This is a genomic window from Kiloniella sp., from assembly GCF_965205715.1.
In the GTDB taxonomy this organism is placed as follows: Bacteria; Pseudomonadota; Alphaproteobacteria; order Kiloniellales; family Kiloniellaceae; genus Kiloniella.
The window spans coordinates 201,798-224,728 of record NZ_CBDBHW010000006.1 but is presented as its reverse complement, the minus strand read 5'-3'; the positions used below and the strand labels follow the sequence as shown (position 1 = coordinate 224,728).

General features: G+C 47.1%; 20 protein-coding genes and 3 tRNA genes. 21 read left to right on the top strand and 2 right to left on the bottom strand.

Features of this window, described 5'->3' with window-relative positions:
* Positions 1-108: 108 nt before the first annotated feature.
* On the top strand, positions 109-669 hold the full coding sequence (locus ACOGW3_RS05640) for a cupin domain-containing protein (RefSeq protein WP_419902068.1): 561 nt from the start codon (positions 109-111) through the stop codon (positions 667-669).
* An 8-nt stretch (positions 670-677) separates the two neighbouring features.
* Here ACOGW3_RS05640 and ACOGW3_RS05635 read toward each other — a convergent pair whose 3' ends face one another.
* On the bottom strand, positions 678-1,298 hold the full coding sequence (locus ACOGW3_RS05635; protein ID WP_419902067.1) for a TetR/AcrR family transcriptional regulator: 621 nt from the start codon (positions 1,296-1,298) through the stop codon (positions 678-680).
* Between the two features lie 293 nt (positions 1,299-1,591).
* Positions 1,592-2,455: a 23S rRNA (guanosine(2251)-2'-O)-methyltransferase RlmB gene (rlmB, locus tag ACOGW3_RS05630; RefSeq protein WP_419902066.1), complete on the bottom strand. Its 864-nt coding sequence runs from the start codon at positions 2,453-2,455 to the stop codon at positions 1,592-1,594.
* A gap of 193 nt (positions 2,456-2,648) precedes the next feature.
* Between rlmB and ACOGW3_RS05625 the strand changes: the two genes are divergently transcribed.
* The 20 genes from ACOGW3_RS05625 (at position 2,649) to ACOGW3_RS05530 (ending at position 22,930) form a co-directional block, all read left to right on the top strand.
* Positions 2,649-2,734, top strand: a tRNA-Tyr gene (locus tag ACOGW3_RS05625).
* A 41-nt stretch (positions 2,735-2,775) separates the two neighbouring features.
* Positions 2,776-2,849 (top strand) — tRNA-Gly (locus ACOGW3_RS05620).
* Between the two features lie 98 nt (positions 2,850-2,947).
* Positions 2,948-4,138, top strand: a complete 1,191-nt coding sequence (gene tuf, locus ACOGW3_RS05615; protein WP_419902054.1) for an elongation factor Tu — start codon at positions 2,948-2,950, stop codon at positions 4,136-4,138.
* A gap of 97 nt (positions 4,139-4,235) precedes the next feature.
* A tRNA-Trp gene (locus tag ACOGW3_RS05610) sits at positions 4,236-4,311 on the top strand.
* 134 nt (positions 4,312-4,445) lie between these two features.
* Positions 4,446-4,643, top strand: coding sequence for a preprotein translocase subunit SecE (gene secE, locus ACOGW3_RS05605; protein ID WP_419902065.1), 198 nt, complete (start codon positions 4,446-4,448; stop codon positions 4,641-4,643).
* Positions 4,644-4,647: 4 nt separating this feature from the next.
* On the top strand, positions 4,648-5,178 hold the full coding sequence (gene nusG, locus ACOGW3_RS05600; protein WP_419902064.1) for a transcription termination/antitermination protein NusG: 531 nt from the start codon (positions 4,648-4,650) through the stop codon (positions 5,176-5,178).
* 106 nt (positions 5,179-5,284) lie between these two features.
* Entirely contained in the window at positions 5,285-5,713 is a 429-nt protein-coding gene (rplK, locus tag ACOGW3_RS05595; RefSeq protein ID WP_419902063.1) for a 50S ribosomal protein L11, read from the top strand.
* Positions 5,714-5,717: 4 nt separating this feature from the next.
* Positions 5,718-6,416: a 50S ribosomal protein L1 gene (gene rplA / locus ACOGW3_RS05590; RefSeq protein ID WP_419902062.1), complete on the top strand. Its 699-nt coding sequence runs from the start codon at positions 5,718-5,720 to the stop codon at positions 6,414-6,416.
* A gap of 313 nt (positions 6,417-6,729) precedes the next feature.
* The gene (rplJ, locus tag ACOGW3_RS05585) at positions 6,730-7,248 is read left to right on the top strand and encodes a 50S ribosomal protein L10 (protein WP_419902061.1); all 519 of its coding nucleotides are present in this window, start codon (positions 6,730-6,732) and stop codon (positions 7,246-7,248) included.
* Positions 7,249-7,298: 50 nt separating this feature from the next.
* Complete coding sequence (rplL, locus tag ACOGW3_RS05580; protein ID WP_419902060.1) at positions 7,299-7,673, top strand: 50S ribosomal protein L7/L12; 375 nt, start codon at positions 7,299-7,301, stop codon at positions 7,671-7,673.
* Positions 7,674-7,901: 228 nt separating this feature from the next.
* Positions 7,902-12,071 carry a DNA-directed RNA polymerase subunit beta gene (gene rpoB, locus ACOGW3_RS05575; RefSeq protein ID WP_419902059.1) on the top strand — a complete coding sequence of 1,390 codons (4,170 nt, stop codon included), beginning with the start codon at positions 7,902-7,904 and terminating at the stop codon, positions 12,069-12,071.
* Positions 12,072-12,142: 71 nt separating this feature from the next.
* On the top strand, positions 12,143-16,321 hold the full coding sequence (gene rpoC, locus ACOGW3_RS05570; RefSeq protein WP_419902058.1) for a DNA-directed RNA polymerase subunit beta': 4,179 nt from the start codon (positions 12,143-12,145) through the stop codon (positions 16,319-16,321).
* A 289-nt stretch (positions 16,322-16,610) separates the two neighbouring features.
* The gene (gene rpsL, locus ACOGW3_RS05565; protein WP_419902057.1) at positions 16,611-16,982 is read left to right on the top strand and encodes a 30S ribosomal protein S12; all 372 of its coding nucleotides are present in this window, start codon (positions 16,611-16,613) and stop codon (positions 16,980-16,982) included.
* A gap of 15 nt (positions 16,983-16,997) precedes the next feature.
* Positions 16,998-17,471, top strand: coding sequence for a 30S ribosomal protein S7 (gene rpsG, locus ACOGW3_RS05560; protein WP_419902056.1), 474 nt, complete (start codon positions 16,998-17,000; stop codon positions 17,469-17,471).
* 18 nt (positions 17,472-17,489) lie between these two features.
* Positions 17,490-19,565 (top strand): elongation factor G, encoded by a 2,076-nt coding sequence (fusA, locus tag ACOGW3_RS05555; protein WP_419902055.1) that lies wholly within the window; start codon positions 17,490-17,492, stop codon positions 19,563-19,565.
* A 36-nt stretch (positions 19,566-19,601) separates the two neighbouring features.
* The gene (tuf, locus tag ACOGW3_RS05550; RefSeq protein ID WP_419902054.1) at positions 19,602-20,792 is read left to right on the top strand and encodes an elongation factor Tu; all 1,191 of its coding nucleotides are present in this window, start codon (positions 19,602-19,604) and stop codon (positions 20,790-20,792) included.
* Between the two features lie 157 nt (positions 20,793-20,949).
* Positions 20,950-21,264, top strand: a complete 315-nt coding sequence (rpsJ, locus tag ACOGW3_RS05545) for a 30S ribosomal protein S10 (protein ID WP_380249491.1) — start codon at positions 20,950-20,952, stop codon at positions 21,262-21,264.
* A gap of 3 nt (positions 21,265-21,267) precedes the next feature.
* The gene (gene rplC, locus ACOGW3_RS05540) at positions 21,268-21,981 is read left to right on the top strand and encodes a 50S ribosomal protein L3 (RefSeq protein WP_419902053.1); all 714 of its coding nucleotides are present in this window, start codon (positions 21,268-21,270) and stop codon (positions 21,979-21,981) included.
* A 2-nt stretch (positions 21,982-21,983) separates the two neighbouring features.
* The gene (rplD, locus tag ACOGW3_RS05535; RefSeq protein WP_419902052.1) at positions 21,984-22,601 is read left to right on the top strand and encodes a 50S ribosomal protein L4; all 618 of its coding nucleotides are present in this window, start codon (positions 21,984-21,986) and stop codon (positions 22,599-22,601) included.
* Positions 22,598-22,930, top strand: a complete 333-nt coding sequence (locus ACOGW3_RS05530; RefSeq protein WP_419902051.1) for a 50S ribosomal protein L23 — start codon at positions 22,598-22,600, stop codon at positions 22,928-22,930. Before rplD ends, ACOGW3_RS05530 begins: the two co-directional genes overlap by 4 nt.
* Position 22,931: the final 1 nt, after the last annotated feature.

Below are 22,931 nucleotides of genomic sequence, written 5' to 3'. Positions count from 1 at the left end.
TTTTAAAATACCATACATGATTAAAAAAATAGACAACACCCCCTTTTTTATACCCTTAGAGCGGTTTTTTTGTTAATAGTGTTAATAATAATAAGCAGGAGAGCGAAAATGATGGAAGATGATGATTTTGACCTGGGTTTGCGCTTGCGCGCACTACGGCAAATGAACGGATTGTCTCAGCGGGAGCTTGCCAAAAGGGCTGGAGTCTCAAATGCGGTTATCTCTCTTATTGAGCAGAATAAGAGCAGTCCGTCAGTAGGGGTGTTGAAAAAGGTGCTTGCGGGGATACCGATATCCGTTTCGGCATTTTTCTCTGAGGATCTCACGCCCAGGCAGAAAGTGTTTTACCGTGCTGAGGACTTGACCGAAATCGGAAGCGGGAATATTTCCTATCGACAGGTGGGCCGAGACTTAAGTGATCGGGCGCTGCAAATTCTGCACGAAAGGCTAAAACCCGGGGCTGATACCGGGGAAACCCTTTTGCGACACGAGTCAGAAGAATCAGGAATTGTTGTCAGTGGAGAAATTGAACTGACCGTGGGGGATCAGCGCAAAATTTTGAAAGCCGGCGATGCATTTTATTTCGATAGCCGCATACCTCACCGTTGGCGTAATCCGGGTGAGGTTGAAGTTGTCATTATCTCGGCCTGTACACCGCCAACATTTTAAGTTGTTGGTTAGGTATCGTTGCCTGAGAGCATGAAATCAATTTGGGCCAGAACATTAACTTCCAGTCTTGCAGCTTGCTCTTCTGTAAAGACACCGGTCTTCAAAGAGGCAAAAGCAATATTGACCAGAATAATGCCTAATCGATTTGCGATGAACTCTTGTGTTTCAAGCTTGTTGAACAAGCCTTCTTCGCGTCCACGTTCTAAAACGGCAGTGAGCTTCTCATAATAGGGGTAGAGAATAGCTTCGCTGGCGTTGAGGGCGTCTATACCCTGAGGAGCCGCGAAATCGGCAAGAAGAACCAATACGTGTGCTCTATTGGCCGTGTAGCGTTTCACCATCAGGCGGGTGTGTTCCCGAAGAGCTTCGCGAGGGGGAAGGTTTTCGATTTGATCAAAGTCGGCAACGATCCCTTCGAAGATGCGTTTACCAATCTCGAGCAGAACGGCACTTCGGCCAGCAAAGTGTGCGTAGAGAGAGGGCAACTGAATACCAATTTCTTTGGTAATGTCTTTCAGTTTAAGTCCTTCTACGCCGTGTTGGGCGATGAGTTGCTCTGCTACATCGATTATGAGGTCACGGGTACTCAGAGAACTAGAAAGATACTTATTACGCTTTGGTGGCGGCATGACGGAAACTTCTGCTCGATTTTGTAACTAGGGACGCTTAAACGGTTTATCGTTTTTATTGTTATTATTTTTTATCACGGCGCTTGTGCACTCGTTATTATTGTCAGCCTAACTGAATTAGGGAGGCGTTGCAAATCGCTGTAATTGATTTGTCGCTCTTAACTGGTTGGCTTCTGATACGGGAAAAGTAGGCGGGGAGTAAACCCTCAATATAAAAGGGGTGGAGATCAGAATGATGATCTCCACCCCTAGGTAATTGATTCGTATAGGCGTTATTTTTTCTTATTTAACTCTTATTTCCCGCGGGAAGCTTCGTAAAGTGCAACGGCTGCAGCACTGGATACATTTAGGACACCGAACGACTCCTGCGTTGGGAGGTTTACCAGCATATCGCAGTGTTCACGGGTGAGACGGCGCATACCTGTTCCCTCAGCACCCATAAGCAAAGCAATTTTTCCGTTTTCGGGTAAAGCTTCCGATATAGGCTTTTCACCTTCACCAGCCAGCCCGTAACACCAGAAGCCGGCTTCTTTAACTTGCTCCATGGCGCGCACTAGATTCGTCACTCCTATATAAGGGATCTTTTCGAGGGCGCCAGAAGCTGCTTTGGCAAGAGAGCCAGTAGGCTGTGCTGAGTTGCGATCAGTTGTGATAACCGCTTTTGCACCAAAGGCTGCGGCGGAGCGCAGGATGGCACCAACGTTTTGTGGATCTGTGACCTGATCGAGAATAAGAATTACGGTTCTTCCTTCTTGTTGGAATTCCCAGTCTTCTTTTCCTTTTTTCCCTGCGGCTCGATCCGCAAGACCGACTTCGGTAAGAACGTCCTCTATATAGACCTCTTCAAGTGACGAAGCTAAACAGGCGATGCCTTGGTGAACGGCTCCTGGGGGGAGTAGTTCGTTTAGATCATTGTTTCCGATAAGGTCGGGAACAATTTTACGTTCGGTTTCATAAGCAATTTCAGCCAGTTCCGATTCTAGCTTGGACTGTGTGTCAGGTGTGATTGCGAATCGTTTTATCGTTCGATTTGGATTCCCAAGTGCAGCAAGTACGGCATGAATGCCATAGAGCCATAAATTTCCTGCTACGGTTCCATCTCTTTTACCAGTGCGTTGCGAAGCGCTCTTTTTCCGCAGTTTTTTGGGCTTTGCCATGACAGTCTTTTGCTCCTGGGTTTCTGTTTGATGGTCTATATGACAGTTAGAGCCGAAGAAAAAAACACTAATGATGATATTTTTTAGATCTTACCGTTGACATCCGTCTGGAAATGAACATATTTCGCATCATCAACGCACACCGAAATGCTCGGTAGCTGAGGCCTCTACCCTGGGGCCGCGTGGATTAAATGGAGGGATGCCCGAGTGGCTAAAGGGGGCGGACTGTAAATCCGCTGACGTATGTCTACGTTGGTTCGAATCCAACTCCCTCCACCATCCGCTTTCAGTTTCAAGCAAAATTAGGTGCCGCGATGTATGCGGGTGTAGCTTAGTGGTAAAGCCCTAGCCTTCCAAGCTAGTTATGGGGGTTCGATTCCCCCCACCCGCTCCAATTATTATTCCCCGAAGCTCGCATGCTTTTAAGTGCGGGCTTTTAATGTATTTGAGCTAAGGACGCGTGGTCGTCCATCGGAACTGGAATTAGGCGAGATGGCTAAGGAAAAGTTTGAGCGGACGAAACCGCATTGTAACGTAGGTACTATTGGTCACGTTGACCACGGTAAGACAACTCTTACTGCTGCGATTACGAAAGTATTGGCAGAAGCAAGTGGTGGCGAAGCGACTGATTTTGCAGATATCGATAAAGCACCTGAAGAGCGTGCCCGTGGTATCACCATTTCTACTGCTCACGTTGAGTATGAAACAGAAGCACGTCACTATGCGCACGTTGATTGCCCAGGCCACGCCGATTATGTTAAGAACATGATCACTGGTGCTGCGCAGATGGATGGCGCTATCTTGGTTGTTAACGCAGCTGATGGTCCAATGCCACAGACACGTGAGCACATCTTGCTTGCCCGTCAGGTTGGTGTTCCAGCACTTGTTGTTTTCTTGAACAAAGTTGATCAGGTTGACGACGAAGAGCTTCTCGAGCTCGTTGAAATGGAAATCCGTGAGCTTCTATCTTCTTACGACTTCCCAGGCGATGATCTTCCGATCGTAGCTGGTTCAGCTCTTGCAGCTCTAGAAGGTCGTGACGACAACATCGGTAAAGAGAAAATTCTTGAGCTGATGGCTGCCGTTGATGCCGCTATCCCACAGCCAGAGCGTCCAGTTGATCAGTCATTCCTAATGCCTATCGAGGACGTGTTCTCAATTTCCGGTCGTGGTACAGTTGTAACCGGTCGTGTTGAGACAGGTGTTGTTAAGGTTGGTGAAGAGATCGAGATCGTTGGTATTCGTGACACTCAGAAAACCACTTGTACTGGTGTTGAGATGTTCCGTAAGCTTCTTGATCAGGGTGAAGCTGGCGATAACATCGGTGCTCTTATCCGTGGTGTTGGTCGTGAAGACGTTGAGCGTGGTCAGGTTCTTGCTAAGCCAGGAACGATTACTCCGCACACCAACTTCAAAGCTGAAGCCTACATTCTGACGAAAGAAGAAGGTGGTCGTCACACACCATTCTTCACAAACTATCGTCCACAGTTCTACTTCCGTACAACTGACGTTACCGGTATCGTTACTCTGCCAGAAGGCACAGAAATGGTTATGCCTGGTGATAACATTGCTATGGACGTTGAGCTTATCGCACCAATCGCGATGACTGAAGGTCTACGTTTTGCGATCCGTGAAGGCGGCCGTACCGTTGGTGCTGGTGTCGTTTCAAGCATCTCAAAATAAAAAAAATAAAACGTTGATAGCGACGAGGCGTCCTGCTAGAACGCCTCGTCAGCTGATTGATTGTTAATCGATTCACTCAGTTTCAGCGACATAATGTAGGAGAGTAGCTCAATTGGTAGAGCACCGGTCTCCAAAACCGGGGGTTGTGGGTTCGAGTCCCTCCTCTCCTGCCACTTCAAACCCAGCGTAAGCTGGGTTTTGGTCTAGTTGGCAATCGTTCTTATATCTTGATGTAAAACGGTGTATAACTAAAGTAGTTCGTATAGATCTGCCCCGTAGTTGGGCACTAAGTCAAAGGCGTTTAGGAATGGCAAAGACCAACCCAGGTCAGCTCATGAAAGAATTTCGTCAGGAACTGAGTAAGGTTACTTGGCCGACGCGTAAGGAGACATTGGTTACCACTGGTATGGTATTCGTAATGGTTACTCTTACAGCGATATTTTTCTTCCTCGTCGACCTTGTGCTAAACCAGGGTGTGAAACTCGTTTTAGGTCTGGGAGGATAAAATCATGGCTGCTCGTTGGTATGTAATCCATGTGTATTCCGGATTTGAAAAGAAGGTTGCTGAATCTATTAAAGAGCAGGCTGCTAAAAAAGGCATGGAAGAGCGCTTCGAGGAAGTTTTAGTTCCTACTGAAGAAGTTGTAGAAATGCGTCGTGGTCAACGTATTAATGCTGAGCGCAAGTTTTTCCCAGGTTATGTGATGGTCAAAATGGACCTGACTGATGAAAGCTGGCACCTGGTAAAAGATACACCAAAAGTCACAGGTTTTCTTGGTGGAAAAGGGCGTCCACTACCGATATCCGAGCGGGAAGCGCAAGCTATGCTGCAGCAGGTCCAAGAGGGTGTCGATCGTCCACGTCCATCTGTTATATTCGAGGTTGGTGAAACTGTTCGTGTTACGGACGGTCCGTTTGCTTCTTTCAACGGTGTTGTTGAAGATGTTGATGAAGAAAAAGCCCGCCTCAAAGTTGCTGTTTCTATCTTCGGACGCTCCACTCCGGTTGAGTTGGAATATGAACAGGTAGAAAAGCAGTAATTCTTTTTCTGTTTTCGTGTGACGGACGTATCTAATTACGTCCGTTCTTTAGTGCGGTGGGCCTGCCATAGCCATACCGCGCACCCATTTGTAAGAGGGTAAATCAATGGCAAAGAAAATCGCAGGCTATATCAAGCTTGAGATCCCTGCCGGTGCTGCTAATCCATCACCGCCAGTAGGTCCAGCGCTTGGTCAACGTGGCCTAAATATCATGGAATTCTGTAAGGCTTTTAATGCTGCTACAGGTGATGTGGAGAAAAATACTCCTACTCCTGTTATCATTACTGCTTACAGTGACCGTTCTTTCTCTTTCGTAACCAAAACGCCTCCTGCTAGCTATTTCTTGAAAAAAGCTGCTGGTCTGGCTAAAGGGGCTTCCGAAACCGGTAAGGCTTTTGTTGGTTCTGTAACTATGGATCAGGTTCGTGAAATCGCGCAGACCAAAATGGTTGATCTGAACGCAAACGACCTGGATGCTGCCAGCCTTATTATTAAGGGTACTGCGCGCTCCATGGGCTTGGAAGTGAAGGGATAAGATCATGGCGAAAAAAGGTAAGCGTATTGCAAGCGCCTATGAAGGTCTTGACCGTGAAAAGTCTTACAACCTCGACGAAGCTGTAAAGCTCATCAAGGCTGCGACTAAAACAAAATTCGACGAAACACTTGAGATTGCAATGAACCTGGGCATTGACCCGCGTCATGCTGATCAGAACGTTCGTGGCGTTGTTCCGTTGCCACACGGTACTGGTAAATCTGTTCGTGTTGCTGTTTTTGCTCGCGATGCAAAAGCTGACGAAGCTAAAGAAGCTGGTGCAGAAATTGTTGGTGCTGAAGATCTTATGGAAAAGATCCAAGGCGGCGAGATGGATTTCGATCGTGTGATCGCTACTCCAGACATGATGGCTGTAGTGGGTCGTTTGGGTAAAGTGCTTGGTCCTCGTGGCCTTATGCCTAACCCAAAACTCGGTACGGTTACTCCTGATGTGAAAGGCGCTGTTGAAGCTGCTAAATCCGGTCAGGTTGAATTCCGCGCTGAAAAAGCCGGTATTATTCACGCTGGTATTGGTAAACTTAGCTTTGGTGAAGATCAGCTTTCTGAGAACGTTCGCGCGTTCGTTGGTGCGATCAACAAAGCAAAGCCTACCGGTGCAAAAGGTACATATGTAAAACGCATTTCGATCTCATCTACGATGGGTCCGGGCGTTAAACTGGAAATTTCTTCTACTGCTGCAGAGTAATCTCTGTACGTAGTGAAATTTTTGGTGTATTAGGGCATCACTCAGCGGGGGAATTTATTCTTCCGCTGTTCCTGCAGCGAAATTTTCGGATTTCGTTGCAACCTGTCCAAGACTGTGGGTGTTTCGCGTAAGTGAGGCTTAAGTCCTTTAGGGGCCTACATAGACGGGAAGCGAGTTGTAGACACATCGGGTCCTCCGGTGTGTAAGGCTTGAACTTCCAGGACAGGCGAACCGAATCTCTCTGGTGATGAGAGGTTCTCGTGCAAATCGATTCGATTCCATTTGGGACGAATCAAAAACGAGCGGAGCTACCGTGGATCGTACACAGAAAGAACAGCTCGTCAGTTTCCTTAAGGAAGTCTTCGACGACTCCGGTTTGGTTGTTGTTACTCAACAATCCGGCCTGACAGTTTCAGAAGTTTCCGAATTGCGCTCAGGCGCACGGGATGTTGGCGCTAGCTACAAAGTTGCGAAAAACCGGCTGGCGAAAATTGCTCTTGACGGCACGAAATTTGAGGCACTGAAGCCACTGTTCACTGGACCAACAGCTGTTACGACATCTGTTGATCCAATTGCAGCGGCTAAAGTCTGCGTCGAGTTCGCCAAGAAGAACGAGAAGCTGACTATTGTCGGTGGTGCAATGGGTGACACAATCCTTAATGCTGATGGCGTTAAGGCTCTTGCTTCACTTCCATCACTCGACGAACTACGCGGCAAACTGGTTGGCCTATTGCAGGCGCCTGCTACTAAAGTTGCAGGTGTTACGCAAGCTCCGGCTGGTCAGCTAGCACGCGTATTTGGTGCCTACGGGTCTCAAGGCGAAGCTGCTTAACGGTTTTGTTAAATTTTCTCTGTTCAAGCCTTTAGAGGATACGAATTATTATGGCTGATCTTGATAAATTGGTTGAAGAACTGTCTAAACTGACTGTTCTAGAAGCTGCTGAACTTTCTAAAAAGCTAGAAGAGCACTGGGGCGTTTCTGCCGCTGCTCCTGTAGCTGTTGCTGCAGCTGCTGGCGGTGATGCCGGCGGTGCTGCTGAAGCTCAGACAGAATTTGATGTTGTTCTTGCCGCTGTTGGCGAAAAGAAAATCAACGTCATTAAAGAAGTTCGCGCTATTACAGGCCTCGGTCTGAAAGAAGCGAAAGACTTGGTTGAAAGCGCACCTAAAGCTGTTAAAGAAGGTGTTGCTAAAGACGAAGCTGACGAGATCAAAGGTAAACTGGAAGCAGCTGGCGCTACTGTAGAAGTCAAGTAATCTTGATTTTGCGTCACTACCAGTTTTAGAGAACCCGGCCGGTACACAGCTAATGCTGTGTGTCGCGCCGGTTTTCTGCGCCTTTAAGGGGTTAGGTGTAAATTAACCCTCAAACTGATATATTTGTCTGTTCTAGAAAAGATAATTTATCAGTGATTTTTGAGATAATATTTGGCGTTAGGGAGCCTCCCTTTCGTCAACACCCAATGGGACGAGGACGTTACTGACATGGCGAGATCGTTTACGGGTCGCAAGCGCATTCGCAAGGACTTCGGGCATATCACGGAAGTGAGCACTATGCCGAATTTAATCGAAGTTCAGAAAGCTTCTTACGATCAGTTCCTACAGGTAGGCGTTCCTGCTTCTGAGCGCAAAACTACCGGACTTCAGGAAGTTTTTGAATCGATTTTCTCGATTAAAGATTTTGCTGAAAAGTCTGAACTGCAGTTTCTGCGCTACGAGCTGGAACAACCTAAATTTGACGTAGAAGAGTGCCAACAACGTGGCATTACCTACGCAGCTCCGCTCAAAGTTACTTTGAGACTTGTAGTTTGGGACGTAGACGAAGATACCGGCGCGAGGTCAATCCGTGACATCAAAGAGCAAGATGTTTACATGGGTGATCTGCCGATGATGACACGGTACGGCACATTTGTGGTAAACGGCACCGAGCGTGTTATCGTTTCACAGATGCACCGTAGCCCTGGTGTGTTCTTCGACCATGACCGTGGTAAAACGCACTCTTCTGGTAAATTCCTATTTGCTGCTCGCGTCATTCCTTATCGTGGCTCATGGCTCGATCTTGAATTTGATGCTAAAGATTTAGCTTACGTTCGCATTGATCGCCGTCGTAAACTTCCTGCGACAACATTGTTGCTCGCCTTGGATAACGAGGAAACTGCGAAACGTCGTGCTGAGTTGAGCGAAGCAAATGAAGTTTTGGATCCTCAAGAAGCTCGGGGTATGTCCCCTGAGGATCTGTTGAATTTCTTCTACGACACAGTTTCTTATCAGAAAACTGGCAACGGTTGGATGAGACCATTTGATGCGGACGCTATGAAAGGCGTTAAGCTTACAAATGATCTAGTCGATGCTAAAACTGGTGATGTTGCTGTTGAAGCAGGCACAAAGTTAACTCCACGCGCCATTCGTAAATTGGTCGATGGTGGTTTGACTGATATTTTCGTACCAAGCGAAGATCTGTTCGGATCCTTTATCGCTAACGATCATATCAATGCAACGACCGGTGAGGTTATCTGCGAAGCTGGTGAAGAGATTACGGATGAACTTCTTGATGCTCTTGCTGCTACTGGTCTGACTGAAATTGATACCCTGGGTATCGATAACGTTAAGGTTGGCCCTTATATTCGTAACACACTGGCTGCTGATAAAAACGCTACACGTGAAGATGCGTTATTAGACATCTACCGTGTGATGCGTCCTGGCGAGCCACCGACCCTGGAAGCTGCGGAAAAGATGTTCCATGGCTTGTTCTTTGATTCAGAGCGTTATGATCTGTCTTCTGTTGGTCGTGTGAAAATGAATGCCCGTCTCGAATTTGAGACCGACGATCAAGTTCGTATCCTGCGTCGCGAAGACATTCTAGCAATCGTGAAAATTCTTTGTGAACTGAAAGATGGTAAAGGTGAGATCGATGATATTGATCACCTTGGTAACCGTCGTGTCCGCTCCGTTGGTGAGTTGATGGAAAATCAGTTCCGTGTTGGTCTGCTCCGTATGGAACGTGCGATCAAAGAGCGTATGAGCTCTGTTGAAATCGATACGGTCATGCCGCATGATTTGATCAATGCGAAACCTGTTGCTGCTGCTGTACGTGAGTTCTTTGGCTCTTCCCAGCTTTCACAGTTTATGGACCAAACCAATCCTCTTTCAGAAATTACGCATAAGCGTCGTGTTTCTGCATTGGGCCCTGGCGGTTTGACTCGTGAGCGTGCTGGTTTTGAGGTACGTGATGTTCACCCAACTCACTATGGTCGTATTTGTCCGATTGAAACACCGGAGGGACCAAATATTGGTCTGATTAACTCCCTTGCGACATTTGCTCGTGTGAACCCATACGGTTTCATCGAAAGCCCATATCGTAAAGTTGTTGATGGTGTTGTAACTGACGATGTTATTTACCTTAGCGCGATCGAAGAAGGTCGCTATACAATTGCTGAGGCGAATGCGACGTTAAATGACGACAATACATTCGTTGAAGAGCTGATTTCTTGTCGTAAGAGCGGCGATTACTTCGTTTCGCGAAGCTCTGAAATCAATTTGATCGATGTGTCGCCTAAACAGCTGGTATCAGTTGCTGCTGCCTTGATCCCGTTCCTGGAAAACGATGATGCGAACCGTGCCCTTATGGGGTCGAACATGCAACGTCAGGCGGTTCCTCTGCTTAAAGCAGAAGCTCCGTTCGTTGGAACAGGTATGGAGCCACGTGTTGCACAGGATTCTGGTGTGTCAATTTCTGCCCGTCGTGGTGGTGTTGTCGATCAGGTCGATGCTACTCGTATCGTTGTTCGTGTCCGTGATGACATGTCAACGGGTGAGGGTGCGGTTGATATTTACAACCTGTCTAAGTTCCAGCGTTCAAACCAAGGCACATGTATCAACCAACGTCCGTTGGTAAAAGTTGGTGACCGTGTTGGTCGTGGCGATATCATGGCTGATGGCCCATCTACGGATCTTGGTGAACTCGCTCTTGGTCGTAACGTGCTCGTGGCGTTTATGCCATGGAATGGTTACAACTATGAGGATTCAATCCTGATTTCTGAGCGTATCGTTCGTGATGACGTCTTTACTTCGATCCATATCGAAGCTTATGAAGTCATGGCGCGTGATACCAAACTTGGTCAGGAAGAAATCACTCGCGATATTCCAAACGTAGGTGAAGATGCCCTTCGCAACCTTGATGAAGCCGGTATGGTTTACATCGGTGCTGAAGTTCTTCCCGGTGACATCCTCGTTGGTAAGGTGACACCAAAAGGTGAATCTCCAATGACACCGGAAGAGAAACTTCTTCGGGCAATCTTTGGTGAGAAAGCTTCCGACGTTCGTGATACTTCCCTGCGTGTTCCACCTGGGGGTGTTGGTACTGTTGTTGATGTTCGTGTTTTCTCTCGCCGTGGCGTTGAGAAAGATGAACGTGAACTTGCTATCGAACGCCTTGAGATTGAACACCTGGCGAAAGACCGCGATGATGAGCGCGGAATTCTAGAACGTAGTTTCTATGACCGTCTGAAAGAATTCGTTTCTGGCAACGTTGTTGTTACCGGACCTAAGGGAATGCCAACTGGTGTGAGTATTGATGATGCTCTTCTGGCTGACTTCACTCCTGGTCAGTGGCGTCAAATTGCTGTCGAAGACGATGGTGCTCAGACTGAAATCGAAGCGCTGAATAAACAGTTTGAAGACTCTATCGACGAACTGACGAAGCGTTTTGATGACAAAGTACAAAAGCTTCAGCGTGGTGATGAGCTGCTTCCTGGTGTTATGAAGATGGTTAAAGTCTTCGTTGCCGTTAAGCGTAAGCTTCAGCCTGGTGATAAGATGGCTGGTCGTCACGGAAACAAAGGTGTTATCTCTCGCATTATGCCTGTGGAAGATATGCCTTATACCGAAGATGGCACTCCAGTTGATATCGTGTTGAACCCACTTGGTGTTCCATCACGTATGAACGTTGGTCAGATCCTTGAAACCCATCTAGGTTGGGCATGTCGTGGTCTTGGTCACCAAATTGGTGACATGGCAATTGATGCCCGTCGTACAGGTGAGTACGACAACCTTAAATCTAAGTTGCTCGATGTCTATGGTGAAAAAGACTATAACAACGACATCGTAGATATGAATACTGATGAGCTGGATGAACTCGGTTACAACCTTCGTAACGGTGTTCCAATTGCTACGCCAGTATTTGATGGTGCCAAAGAAAAAGACGTTGTCGATATGCTGGTTAAAGCTGGCCTCGATAGCTCTGGTCAGGTTCGTCTCATTGATGGTCGTACCGGTGAACAATTCGACCGTAGTGTAACCGTTGGTTATATCTACATGTTGAAATTGCATCACCTTGTCGATGATAAGATCCATGCTCGTTCTATTGGGCCTTACTCTCTTGTTACGCAGCAGCCATTGGGCGGTAAAGCTCAGTTTGGTGGACAGCGTTTCGGTGAGATGGAGGTTTGGGCACTTGAAGCTTACGGTGCCGCTTACACGTTGCAAGAAATGCTGACTGTTAAATCTGATGATGTGTCAGGGCGTACTAAAGTTTATGAAGCTATCGTCAAAGGCGACGAAAACTTCGAAGCAGGTATTCCTGAGTCCTTTAACGTTTTGGTCAAGGAACTTCGTTCCCTTGGTCTGAATGTGGAATTGACACAAAGTGATGCTTGATATCCGGGGCCGAAAGGCCCCGGTTTCAAACGTTAAGGGTTTAGAGAATAAAATTTTGTCGGGAGACACCGATGTCCAATGAGTTGATGAACCTTTTCGGCCAAACTAGTGGCCCTGCGACATTTGATCAGATCAGGATCGCTATTGCGAGCCCTGAGCGGATCCGGTCGTGGTCATTTGGCGAAATCAAAAAGCCAGAAACCATCAACTACCGTACTTTCAAGCCTGAGCGCGACGGTCTGTTCTGCGCACGTATCTTTGGCCCAATCAAAGATTACGAATGCTTGTGCGGTAAATACAAACGTATGAAGTATCGCGGCATCATTTGTGAAAAATGTGGTGTTGAAGTTACTCTTTCCAAGGTACGTCGCGAACGTATGGGCCATATTGAGTTGGCTAGTCCTGTCGCGCATATCTGGTTCTTGAAATCCCTTCCTAGTCGTATCGGCCTATTGGTTGATATGCCTTTGAAAGATCTCGAGCGTATTCTCTATTTCGAGAATTTCGTTGTTGTTGAGCCTGGCCTTACTCCGATGAAGCAGCATCAGTTGCTTTCTGAAGAAGAGTTCATGGATGCGCAGGACGAATACGGGGATGATGCTTTCACAGCCAAAATTGGTGCTGAAGCAATCAAAGATATCCTTGGCAGCCTCGATCTTGAAGAAGAAAAAGACGATATCCGTCAGGAATTGCGCGATACCAATTCAGAAGCAAAACGCAAGAAGCTGGTTAAGCGTCTTAAAATTGTTGAAGCTTTCCTAGAATCTGGTTCTCGTCCGGAATGGATGATCCTCGATGTTGTTCCGGTTATTCCACCAGAACTTCGTCCGTTGGTTCCATTGGATGGCGGTCGTTTTGCGACTTCTGATTTGAACGATCTATATCGTCGTGTAATTAACCGTAACAATCGCCTGAAACGTCTGATTGAGCTTCGCGCACCTGATATCATCGTACGTAACGAAAAACGTATGCTTCAGGAATCCGTTGACGCATTGTTCGATAACGGTCGTCGTGGACGCGTTATTACAGGTGCGAATAAGCGTCCTCTGAAATCACTTTCAGACATGCTTAAAGGTAAGCAGGGTCGTTTCCGTCAAAACCTTCTCGGTAAGCGTGTCGATTATTCCGGACGTTCCGTGATCGTTGTTGGACCGGAGTTGAAACTACATCAGTGTGGTTTGCCGAAGAAGATGGCGCTTGAATTGTTTAAGCCGTTTATCTATTCGAAACTAGAACTCTATGGCATGGCGACGACCATTAAAGCTGCGAAGCGTATGGTAGAGAAAACCCGTCCAGAGGTTTGGGATATCCTCGAGGAAGTTATCCGTGAGCACCCGGTTATGCTTAACCGTGCTCCGACACTTCACCGTCTTGGTATCCAAGCTTTCGAGCCTACACTGATTGAAGGTAAGGCTATTCAGCTTCACCCGCTTGTTTGTACTGCCTTTAACGCCGATTTTGATGGTGACCAAATGGCTGTGCACGTGCCGCTTTCTCTGGAAGCTCAGCTCGAAGCGCGTGTGTTGATGATGTCTACTAACAACATTCTGTCTCCTGCGAATGGTAAGCCGATTATCGTTCCGTCACAGGATATTGTCCTTGGTATCTACTATCTTTCCATGATGATGGAAGGTGAGCCGGGCGAAGGTATGGCGTTTGGCGACATGGCCGAGATTGACCATGCGCTGAACAATAAAGTGATTTCACTGCATACAAAAATCACTGCTCGCTATCATACTGTCGATGCTGATGGTAATCCGATCTCTACTCTTGAAGAGACGACACCAGGAAGAATGAAGCTAGCCGAGTTGTATCCTCGTCATCCAAAGCTTCCTTTCACAATGCTTAACCGTTTGCTTCCAAAGCGTGAAGTTTCCGAAATCATTGATATGGTTTATCGTCACTGTGGTCAGAAAGAGACTGTAATCTTCTGTGATAAAATCATGAAGCTTGGTTTTACTCACGCGTGTATGGCTGGTATTTCGTTTGGTAAAGACGATATGCGTATTCCAGATGCAAAAGAAGAGCTGATCGAAGAGGCGCAAGTTCAGGTTAAAGAATTTGAGCAACAGTATCTCGATGGTTTGATTACTCGTGGTGAGAAATACAACAAAGTTGTTGATATCTGGGCTCAGTGTTCTGATCGTGTTGCTGATGAAATGATGAAAGTCATTGGTGCATCTCAAGGTCGTGATGTTAACTCTGTTTACATGATGGCTCACTCTGGTGCGCGTGGTTCTGCAGCGCAGATCAAACAGTTGGCGGGTATGCGTGGTTTGATGGCGAAACCGGATGGTTCGATCATTGAAACACCAATTATTTCCAACTTTAAAGAAGGTCTGACCGTTCTTGAGTACTTCAACTCTACGCACGGTGCGCGTAAAGGTCTTGCTGATACGGCTCTTAAAACGGCTAACTCTGGTTATCTAACGCGTCGTCTCGTTGACGTTGCCCAGGATGCTATCATTAACGAAGAAGACTGTGGTACCGATATTGGTATGCAGATTTCTGCGGTTATTGATGGTGGTGAAGTTATTGCTTCTCTGAGTGAGCGCCTACTTGGTCGTACAACAATTGATGATCTTGTAAGCCCATTGACCAAAGATGTGATCGTATCCGCTGGTGAAATCATTTCTGAAGAACACTTGGATGAGATTGACCGGTCTGGTCTCGATACTATTCATGTTCGTTCACCACTTCTTTGTAAATCAAAGAACGGTGTTTGTGCACAATGTTATGGTCGTGATCTGTCTCGCGGTACGAAGGTTTACACAGGTGAAGCTGTCGGTGTTATTGCTGCTCAGTCAATCGGTGAGCCTGGTACACAGCTAACAATGCGTACCTTCCACATCGGTGGTGCTGCGCAGGGTGGTTCAGAGCAATCTTCTATCGAAGCATCGCTTTCCGGTACTATTCATATTAAAAACCGTAACGTGGTTATGAATTCTGACGGTCTTCCTATTGTGATGGGACGTAGTCAGGAGCTTATCATTCGCGACGAAAATAATCGCGAGCGTGCACGTCACCGTCTTCAGTATGGTACCAAATTGCTGGTTGATGAAGGTGGCGCATGTGAGAAGGGGCAAAAGCTGGCTGAATGGGATCCTTATACGATTCCAATTATTTCTGAAAAAGAAGGTTTGGCTAACTTTGTTGATCTCGTTGACGGCGTTTCTATGCGTGAAGTTGTTGACGAAACAACAGGTATTTCCAGCCGCGAAGTCGTCGAGTGGAAGCAAGCTTCTAAGGGAACAGACCTGAAGCCTCGTATCACTCTACGTGATGCCGACGGTGAGGTGGTACTACTCGACAATGATATGGAAGCTAGATACTTCTTGTCAGTTGGCTCTATTCTTTCTGTGGAACCTGGTACACCAGTTAAGGCAGGTGATGTCTTGGCTCGTATTCCTCGCGAAGGTTCTAAAACACGTGATATTACGGGTGGTCTACCTCGTGTGGCTGAACTGTTCGAAGCGCGTAAGCCAAAAGATTTTGCTGTCATGGCAGATATCGCTGGTCGTGTTGAGTACGGTAAGGACTATAAGGCAAAGCGTCGTATTATCGTCCGTCCAGATGATGAAACAATTGAGCCACGTGAATATATGCTTCCAAAAGGCAAGCATCTAGCTGTTCAAGAAGGTGACACCGTAGAAGTTGGTGATCTCTTGATGGATGGTAGCCTGGTTCTACATGATATTCTGGATGTGTTGGGTGTTGAAGCTTTGGCTGATTACCTGATCAATGAAGTTCAGAGCGTCTATCGTCTGCAAGGCGTGAAGATCAACGATAAACATATCGAAGTGATCATCCGTCAGATGTTGCAGAAAATTGAAATTATGGATGGTGGTGACACAACCTTCTTGGTTGGGGAAACTGCTGACCGTGAAGAGTTCGCGGAAGAAAACGAAAAAGCAATTAAGGAAGGTGGACGCGTTGCCACTGGTCGTCCAATCCTGCAAGGGATTACGAAGGCTAGTCTGCAAACGAGATCTTTCATTTCTGCTGCTTCGTTCCAAGAAACAACTCGTGTTCTGACTGAGGCTGCGACCCATGGTAAAATGGATACGCTGATCGGTCTGAAAGAGAACGTTATTGTTGGTCGCTTGATACCTGCAGGTACTGGTGCTGTGATGAAGCGAGTTAAAAAACTTGCAGAAGAACAGGATCAATTGATTGCAGCGTCTCGAGATGCCGCAGCAAATGAGGCTATCGACTCTAGCCTCCCTAGTGAGCAGACCCCTGCGGAGTAATTTACTTCTTAGGGTAGAGAATAAAAAGTCCGGTCCAGAACCGCAGTAAACTGCGTTTCTGGACCGGGATTTTATAAGAACCGTCAAAAATTCATTGCAAGGCTTGACGGTTGGTGGACGCGACAATAGTATGCGCCCACTTTCGGGAATTTAGCTCCTGCCGTCAGGTGTGAGCAAAAGACTCGAAACGTTAGTTTTCTAGCTGTTACACAGGATGAGCTGTCCGCGGGACGATATTATCCACCGCGTGACAATTAGTACTGTAAATACTGGCTTTAAGGATTGCCTGATGCCTACAATTAACCAATTGATCCGTAATCCGCGCAAAACGCCGTTTAAACGGACCAAAGTACCGGCGCTAGAATCATGCCCACAAAAACGTGGCGTATGTACTCGTGTTTATACCACGACGCCAAAAAAACCTAACTCCGCTCTTCGTAAAGTCGCACGTGTGCGTCTTACCAACGGGTTTGAAGTTACTAGTTACATTCCAGGCGAAGGTCATAACCTTCAAGAGCACTCTGTCGTGATGATTCGCGGCGGTCGTGTGAAGGATTTGCCTGGTGTTCGTTATCACGTAATTCGTGGTACTCTGGATACCCAGGGTGTCAAAGATCGTCGCCAACGTCGTTCAAAATACGGCGCGAAGCGTCCGAAGTAAGGCAAAGGATCTACCATGTCTCGTCGCCATAGAGCTGAGAAGCGTGAAATCTTACCAGACCCAAAGTTTGGAGATGTCACGCTAAGTAAATTTATGAACTGCCTAATGCTTGACGGTAAAAAAGCAGTCGCTGAAAACATCGTTTACGGTGCGTTAGATCGCGTCGCTGAGCGTAATAAGACAGAAGATACAATCTCTGTTTTTCATGAAGCGCTAGGTAATGTTCGTCCGGATCTGGAAGTTCGCTCCCGCCGTGTTGGTGGTGCAACTTATCAGGTACCTGTTGAAGTTCGCTCTGTCCGTGCGCAAGCACTTGCTATTCGTTGGTTAATCGGTGCAGCGCGTAAGCGTTCCGAAAACACAATGATTGACCGCCTAGCTAATGAGCTAATGGACGCTGCAAACAACCGCGGTGCTGCTGTTAAAAAGCGTGAAGACACGCATAAAATGGCAGAGGCTAACAAAGCCTTTTCTCACTACCGTTGGTAATTTAAAAAGGTCATCGTTATGTCTCGGACGACCCCGCTTGAGCGGTATCGTAATATTGGTATCATGGCACACATTGATGCTGGTAAAACAACGACTACAGAACGTATTTTGTATTATACGGGTGTTTCTCACAAAATTGGTGAGGTTCACGACGGTAATGCGACTATGGACTGGATGGAGCAGGAGCAAGAGCGTGGTATTACAATTACCTCAGCTGCAACAACCTGTTTCTGGAATGATCATCGGATCAACATCATTGATACGCCTGGTCACGTTGACTTCACTATTGAAGTAGAACGTTCTCTGCGTGTTCTCGATGGTGCTGTGGCTGTCTTTGACTCGGTTGCTGGTGTTGAGCCTCAATCAGAGACTGTTTGGCGTCAGGCTGATAAATACGCTGTTCCTCGTATGTGTTTCGTCAATAAGATGGACCGTACTGGCGCAGATTTTTATCGCTGTGTCGATATGATGGTTACTCGTCTAGCTGCAACCCCTATGGTTCTTCAGCTGCCGATTGGTGCAGAAGCAGAATACAAAGGCGTTATTGATTTGCTCAAAATGAAAGCTATCGTCTGGAATGACGAAAGCATGGGAGCAAACTATGACGAGGAAGAAATTCCTGCAGATTTGGTTGATAAAGCCAATGAGTACCGTGAAAAGATGATGGAACTTGCTGTTGAGCAAGACGAAGCCGTTATGGAAGCGTACCTAGAAGGCAATGAGCCTGATATGGAAACGCTGAAACGTTGTATCCGTACAGGTACAATGAACCTGGCTTTCGTTCCTGTTCTCAATGGTACGGCTTTCAAAAACAAAGGTGTTCAACCTTTGCTTGATGCTGTGATTGACTTCATGCCATCTCCGCTTGATGTTGAAGATGTTCAGGGTGTTCACCCTGATACAGAGAAAGAAGACACCCGTCCGACAAAAGACGACGTACCAGCTTCTGCTCTGGCTTTCAAAATCATGACGGATCCATTCGTGGGTTCTTTGACTTTCGTACGTGTTTATTCTGGTATCCTCGAAACAGGTACTCAGATCACAAACTCTGTTAAGGGTAAGCGCGAACGTATCGGCCGTATGCTGCAAATGCACGCAAACAGCCGCGAAGATGTTAAAGAAGCTCGCGCTGGTGATATCGTTGCGATTGCCGGTCTTAAGGATACAACAACTGGTGACACTCTCTGTGATAACCTCAAGCCAATTATTCTTGAGCGTATGGAATTCCCAGAGCCTGTTATCGAAGTTGCTGTTGAACCAAAAACAAAAGCTGACCAAGAAAAAATGGGCCTAGCTCTTAATCGTTTGGCTCAGGAAGATCCTTCTTTCCGTGTATCTTCTGATAACGAAAGTGGCCAAACTGTAATTAAGGGTATGGGCGAACTTCACCTTGATATTCTTGTCGACCGTATGCGTCGCGAGTTTAAAGTTGAAGCGAACGTTGGTGCTCCACAGGTTGCTTATCGTGAAACGATTACACGTGCATGTGAAATCGATTACACGCATAAGAAACAGTCTGGTGGTTCTGGTCAGTTTGCGCGTATCAAGATTGCATTTGAGCCTTTGGAGCCTGGTTCAGGTTTCGAATTCGAAAGCAAAATTGTTGGTGGTTCTGTTCCTCGTGAATACATCCCTGGTGTTGAAAAAGGACTTACACAGTCTAACGATGCTGGTGTGATCGCGGGTTTCCCGATGATCGATTACAAAGCTACGCTGCTTGATGGTGCTAGCCACGATGTCGATTCATCAGTACTTGCCTTTGAAATCGCTGCTAAAGCGGCTTTCCGTGAAGGTATCCCGAAGGGCGGTTCCGTTCTTCTTGAGCCTGTCATGAAGGTGGAAGTTGTTACTCCTGATGAGTACATGGGTGATATCATTGGTGATCTGAACAGCCGTCGCGGTCAAGTTCAGGGCATGGATGCACGCGGTAACGCTCAGGTGATCAACGCAATGGTGCCTTTGGCAAACATGTTTGGTTACGTTAATAACCTGCGCTCAATGAGCCAGGGTCGTGCACAATATTCAATGGTCTTCGATCACTATGAACAGGTACCGAAAGCGGTAGCTGATGAAGTAGTGGCAAAACTGGCTTAACGGCCTCTTAAAAGACTAAAATAGGAGTTATAGCCGATGGCTAAGGAAAAGTTTGAGCGGACGAAACCGCATTGTAACGTAGGTACTATTGGTCACGTTGACCACGGTAAGACAACTCTTACTGCTGCGATTACGAAAGTATTGGCAGAAGCAAGTGGTGGCGAAGCGACTGATTTTGCAGATATCGATAAAGCACCTGAAGAGCGTGCCCGTGGTATCACCATTTCTACTGCTCACGTTGAGTATGAAACAGAAGCACGTCACTATGCGCACGTTGATTGCCCAGGCCACGCCGATTATGTTAAGAACATGATCACTGGTGCTGCGCAGATGGATGGCGCTATCTTGGTTGTTAACGCAGCTGATGGTCCAATGCCACAGACACGTGAGCACATCTTGCTTGCCCGTCAGGTTGGTGTTCCAGCACTTGTTGTTTTCTTGAACAAAGTTGATCAGGTTGACGACGAAGAGCTTCTCGAGCTCGTTGAAATGGAAATCCGTGAGCTTCTATCTTCTTACGACTTCCCAGGCGATGATCTTCCGATCGTAGCTGGTTCAGCTCTTGCAGCTCTAGAAGGTCGTGACGACAACATCGGTAAAGAGAAAATTCTTGAGCTGATGGCTGCCGTTGATGCCGCTATCCCACAGCCAGAGCGTCCAGTTGATCAGTCATTCCTAATGCCTATCGAAGACGTGTTCTCAATTTCCGGTCGTGGTACAGTTGTAACCGGTCGTGTTGAGACAGGTGTTGTTAAGGTTGGTGAAGAGATCGAGATCGTTGGTATCCGTGACACTCAGAAAACCACTTGTACTGGTGTTGAGATGTTCCGTAAGCTTCTTGATCAGGGTGAGGCTGGCGATAACATCGGTGCTCTTATCCGTGGTGTTGGTCGTGAAGACGTTGAGCGTGGTCAGGTTCTTGCTAAGCCAGGAACGATTACTCCGCACACCAACTTCAAAGCTGAAGCCTACATTCTGACGAAAGAAGAAGGTGGTCGTCACACACCATTCTTCACAAACTATCGTCCACAGTTCTACTTCCGTACAACTGACGTTACCGGTATCGTTACTCTGCCAGAAGGCACAGAAATGGTTATGCCTGGTGATAACATTGCTATGGACGTTGAGCTTATCGCACCAATCGCGATGACTGAAGGTCTACGTTTTGCGATCCGTGAAGGCGGCCGTACCGTTGGTGCTGGTGTCGTTTCAAGCATCTCAAAATAAAAAAAATAAAATAAACATTGATAGCGGCGGTGCGTTTTGGTAAAGAACGCACCGTCGCTATTTTTTTATGTGACAAATATCTGTATTAACTCTGAAAGGGGTTAACTGCGTTCCTCTATCGATTTGGTATGAACGGGTTAATCAAGGGTGGCTGATAATGTCCAGCCAGAATATTAGAATTCGCCTAAAGGCGTATGATCACAGGGTCCTAGACCAATCGACCTCTGAGATCGTTGGCACGGCTAAGCGCACTGGCGCTCAAGTTCGTGGTCCAATACCACTTCCGACTCGCATTGAGAAATTTACTGTATTGCGTGGCCCTCACGTTGATAAGAAAAGCCGTGAACAGTTCGAGATTCGGACTCACAAGCGTCTTATCGATATCGTCGAGCCGACACCGCAAACCGTTGACGCGCTGATGAAGCTCGATCTAGCGGCTGGCGTTGATGTCGAGATCAAACTGAAAGGCTAAGCGATGCGTACTGGTCTTATTGCGCAAAAACTTGGCATGTCTCGTGTCTTCACAGAATCTGGAACTGATGTTCCGGTAACTGTTCTGAAGCTCGACAGTTGTCAGGTTGTTGCTGTTCGTACACAAGATACGGATGGTTACACTGCGATTCAGCTTGGCTCTGGTGTAGCCAAGGTGAAAAATGTGAGTAAAGCTGAGCGTGGCCACTATGCCAAAGCTAAAGTTGCTCCTAAAAAACACACTGCAGAATTCCGCGTTTCCGCTGATGCCCTTTTGGAAGTCGGCGTTGAGCTCGATGCAGGCCACTTTGTTGCTGGTCAGTATGTAGACGTTACCGGGACTTCTATCGGTAAAGGTTTTGCTGGTGCAATGAAGCGTCATAATTTTGGCGGTCTTCGTGCTACTCACGGTGTATCTGTTTCTCACCGTAGTCACGGTTCTACTGGTAACAGTCAGGATCCGGGCAAGGTGTTTAAAGGTAAGAAAATGGCTGGTCACATGGGTGACCGTCGCGTGACTACACAGAACCTGGAAGTTGTTGCCACTGATGGTGATAACGGCCTGATCCTGGTCAAGGGTGCTATCCCTGGATCTAAGGGTGGTTGGGTGTACATCGCCGATGCTGTAAAGCGTGCCCTTCCCGAAGGTGTTCCGTTCCCAGCTGGCCTTAAGGCTTCTGGCTCTGATGCGCCTGCAGCTGAAGAGAAGGATCAATAACCATGAAAATCGCGGTTACATCCCTCGAGAACAAAAAAGCTGGTGAAGTTGAACTGAACGAAACTATTTTCGGTCTTCCTGTACGTGCTGATTTACTCGCACGCATGGTCAACTATCAGCTTGCCAAGCGTCGTGCTGGCACTCACAAGGTTAAAGAACGCGGCGAAGTTCGCGGCTCAACCCGTAAGATCAAGAATCAGAAAGGTGGCGGCGCCCGTCACGGTTCTATTCGTGCTAACATCTTCCGTGGTGGTGGTATTGTTCATGGACCTCGCGTTCAGGATCACTCACACGATCTTCCGAAGAAAGTACGTATTCTTGCTCTTAAGACAGCTCTTTCTGCAAAAGTTGCAGAAGGTAAGTTGATTGTTTTGGATAACACTGAAGTCAAAGAACCAAAGACTTCTATTCTCGTTAAGAAATTGGCAGCTTTGGGTTGGTCTTCAGCTCTGGTTATCGATGGAGCAACGGTGAATGAAGGTTTTGCTCGTGCTTCACGCAATATCCCATGCATTGACATTCTGCCTCAGCAGGGTGCTAACGTATTTGATATCTTGCGTCGCGACACTCTGGTTCTGACCAAAGATGCTGTTGAAGCGCTGGAGGCGCGTCTAAAATGAGCAGAGCACGCGCACGTAACACCAAGCCGGTGACCATTTCTAAAGAACGGATGTATGAAATCATCCGTCGTCCGGTCATCACCGAGAAGGCTACTCTGGGTTCTGAGAACAACCAGGTTTCCTTCCAAGTTCCGCTTGATGCAACTAAGCCTGAAATCAGTTTGGCCATTGAAGGTTTGTTTGGCGTTAAGGTTGAAGCGATTAATACGCTTCGCGTTAAAGGCAAAAGCAAACGTTTTAAAGGTCGCCCTGGTCGTCGTTCAGACGTCAAGAAGGCTATTGTTTCCCTGTCCGACGGGGACAGCATCGACGTGACGACGGGAATTTAAT

Coding starts and splice junctions, on each gene's coding strand:
- ACOGW3_RS05640 (WP_419902068.1), top strand. CDS start 109: ATGATGGAAGATGATGATTTTGACCTGGGTTTGCGCTTGCGCGCACTA.
- ACOGW3_RS05635 (WP_419902067.1), bottom strand. CDS start 1,298: ATGCCGCCACCAAAGCGTAATAAGTATCTTTCTAGTTCTCTGAGTACC.
- rlmB (WP_419902066.1), bottom strand. CDS start 2,455: ATGGCAAAGCCCAAAAAACTGCGGAAAAAGAGCGCTTCGCAACGCACT.
- tuf (WP_419902054.1), top strand. CDS start 2,948: ATGGCTAAGGAAAAGTTTGAGCGGACGAAACCGCATTGTAACGTAGGT.
- secE (WP_419902065.1), top strand. CDS start 4,446: ATGGCAAAGACCAACCCAGGTCAGCTCATGAAAGAATTTCGTCAGGAA.
- nusG (WP_419902064.1), top strand. CDS start 4,648: ATGGCTGCTCGTTGGTATGTAATCCATGTGTATTCCGGATTTGAAAAG.
- rplK (WP_419902063.1), top strand. CDS start 5,285: ATGGCAAAGAAAATCGCAGGCTATATCAAGCTTGAGATCCCTGCCGGT.
- rplA (WP_419902062.1), top strand. CDS start 5,718: ATGGCGAAAAAAGGTAAGCGTATTGCAAGCGCCTATGAAGGTCTTGAC.
- rplL (WP_419902060.1), top strand. CDS start 7,299: ATGGCTGATCTTGATAAATTGGTTGAAGAACTGTCTAAACTGACTGTT.
- rpoB (WP_419902059.1), top strand. CDS start 7,902: ATGGCGAGATCGTTTACGGGTCGCAAGCGCATTCGCAAGGACTTCGGG.
- rpoC (WP_419902058.1), top strand. CDS start 12,143: ATGTCCAATGAGTTGATGAACCTTTTCGGCCAAACTAGTGGCCCTGCG.
- rpsL (WP_419902057.1), top strand. CDS start 16,611: ATGCCTACAATTAACCAATTGATCCGTAATCCGCGCAAAACGCCGTTT.
- rpsG (WP_419902056.1), top strand. CDS start 16,998: ATGTCTCGTCGCCATAGAGCTGAGAAGCGTGAAATCTTACCAGACCCA.
- fusA (WP_419902055.1), top strand. CDS start 17,490: ATGTCTCGGACGACCCCGCTTGAGCGGTATCGTAATATTGGTATCATG.
- tuf (WP_419902054.1), top strand. CDS start 19,602: ATGGCTAAGGAAAAGTTTGAGCGGACGAAACCGCATTGTAACGTAGGT.
- rpsJ (WP_380249491.1), top strand. CDS start 20,950: ATGTCCAGCCAGAATATTAGAATTCGCCTAAAGGCGTATGATCACAGG.
- rplC (WP_419902053.1), top strand. CDS start 21,268: ATGCGTACTGGTCTTATTGCGCAAAAACTTGGCATGTCTCGTGTCTTC.
- rplD (WP_419902052.1), top strand. CDS start 21,984: ATGAAAATCGCGGTTACATCCCTCGAGAACAAAAAAGCTGGTGAAGTT.
- ACOGW3_RS05530 (WP_419902051.1), top strand. CDS start 22,598: ATGAGCAGAGCACGCGCACGTAACACCAAGCCGGTGACCATTTCTAAA.